This is a genomic window from Ensifer sp. MJa1 (assembly GCF_037026475.1).
In the GTDB taxonomy this organism is placed as follows: Bacteria; Pseudomonadota; Alphaproteobacteria; order Rhizobiales; family Rhizobiaceae; genus Ensifer.
On record NZ_JAKUMO010000055.1, the window covers coordinates 1 to 2,310 of the forward strand.

1 protein-coding gene and 1 pseudogene are annotated in these 2,310 nt (G+C 60.0%); both read right to left on the reverse strand.

The annotated features are described in order from the left end of the window. Positions 1 to 30: 30 nt before the first annotated feature. Positions 31 to 2,101 (reverse strand): annotated as a pseudogene (locus MKZ91_RS31440) (recombinase family protein). Next, positions 2,088 to 2,310 (reverse strand): hypothetical protein (locus tag MKZ91_RS31445; RefSeq protein WP_336174939.1); only part of this gene is annotated, 223 nt, incomplete at its 5' end. The pseudogene MKZ91_RS31440 and the gene MKZ91_RS31445, both read right to left, overlap by 14 nt.

Consider the following 2,310-nt stretch of genomic DNA (forward strand, 5'->3'; position numbering starts at 1 on the left):
GCGAGACGTGTTTCATTATGCACCCCTTCGTTAAGTGTCTGTAAACATTGGAAGCGTGTCCGCATCAACATCGCGCAACGGGCGACCTTTCCGGGCAATCGCCGCTCTGACCGGCTCGGACGTCAAATCGATGGCTCGGATCTGATAGGGCGCTCGCGGAACAACCTGGACTGCAGGAAGAACGCCCGTGAAAACAAGCTTGCGTATCAAATGGCTTGAGACACCCAACGCTTTCGCGGCCTCGGTCTGCGTGAGCCATTCGCCAGTTTTGTCAGCTGAACGGTAGGCATCGATGCCACGCACGTAACGAACAGAACGGACCCGATGGGCTGTCCAGGTTTTTCCCTGGCCGGTGGGAAAGCCCATTCGGTTGAGTGTGGCGGCGATGTGCTCGTCAGACCAGCGGCCGGCCATGCTGCGCATAACTTCCAGTGCATCTTCGGCTGTGGCGCTGCCGTGTTCGCCGGATCGCCGGCTTGCGAACACGCAGCTCCGAGTGCTGGCCACCCCGCCAATGAATTGTGAGCACGACATCACGTATGGCATCGTCGACATCGACGATGATGTCGGCGATCAGCGTTCGAAGAAGCTGCTGGCGGGCGCGCATCGTCACATCAGGAGCATTCCAGGCCGCTGACAGGTTTTCCGCCAGGTTGGCGAAAGCACCTGGATCAACCTCGATGGTCGTCGGGTTTTCGGCGGGCTGGCGCGTCTCAAGATCACGCACGCGGCGCAACGCGATTTCCCAGTTTTTCTCCAACTGTGCGGCGATCAGACGATTGTCGGGATCACATGCCGCGTAGCGCCGCTCAGCAAGGCCGGCCTCGTAGCGGGCCTGCTGGAGCTCCAGATCAAGGATCTGGCGCTGATCATCTTGTTGTTTCCGGTGCATCCGTTCCGCCTCGATCGCGGCTTCGATCGCCAAGGGTTCTACCGCTCGCAACAGCTCTCGTGCAACCGCCGTGTCAATCTTCGGAGCACCGAAGATCATACAACGAGGCAACCCAGCCAGATTGCCCTTGTCGCAGCGGTAGACCGGCTGGCTTATCGGACCGCCCCTATAGCAAACACTCAGACGTTGGCCGCAACGGGCGCACGTCAGGAGGCTCGATAAGAGCGCCTTGCCCCCACGGCCTGACTTTACACCATCCGAGCGACCGTAGGCATTGAGCGCCAACTGCTTCTGGTTGCGTTCATATTCCTCCCAGCCGATGTACCCTTCGTGATGATCCTTGATCATCACTTCCCAGGTGCCCGCAGGCTTATAATGTCCGTAGGTTCGCCGCGCTCGCCCCTCAACGATTGAAGTTCGCTTCTCGCTTTTGCCGTAGACATAAGCCCCCGCATAGAATGGATTTTTTAGCACACTGATCACATTGCGATAGCGGACCGGCTGCCAGACGCAGTTCGTCATGCGGCCTTCATCTGCAGGCCGGGGGAAGTGGATTTGCTCGGCCTTCATCGACAACAGCACCTGGCGGGCACTACCAAGTTCGCGAAAGCGGGCGAAGATAAGCCGGATCACCTCTTGCAGACGGATGTCGGGGGCGAGCCCCAGTCCTGCTTCGCGATGCCATATATAGCCGAACGGAACCGACAGGCGCAGCTCACCCCGATGTGCCTTCGACCTGGCGGCTTCGTACATTCTTGCCCGCAACACACCCAGTTCGAACTCGCTGATGCTGCCTTTCATGCCCAGGAGCAGGCGATCATTCGGATGGCAGGCGTTGTACACACCGTCATGATCGATGACGCGGGCCTCGACAAGTCCGCACAGTTCAAGCAAATGATGCCAGTCGCGCCCGTTGCGCGCGAGCCTCGACGCGTCGAAGCACAGGACGGCTCCGACCTTACCCGCGCAGAGCCAAGCGACCAGACGGTCGAAGCCGGGCCGTGCCACCGTTCCGCTCGCGGATCGCCCGAGATCGTCGTCTATGACCTCGATGTCGGCAAAGCCGTACTTGCGCGCGATGTCGACCAGATCATATTGGCGTCGCTGGCTTTCCAGATTGGTCATAACCTGGGACTGCGACGACTGGCGCACATAGACGACCGCCTTACGCTGGAGCACGGTCCCCGGGAGCAGATCAGCGCTTGTCATCGGCAAGCTCCTCGACTCGGATGCCGGCGGCTTGCATCAGGACTTGGGCAAGCGTCAAAACGACCTTCGCCCGGTCCGCTTCGTTCATCCCGTCCACCCGGCGGGGTTCGAATATCAGGCTCATCTGTCTGCCCGAGGTCAGCGCGGGCGCGTCGTGCTGTTTCATCGACTTTCTCCCAAGCGATTCCATTATCGCGTTGGGAGTTTGG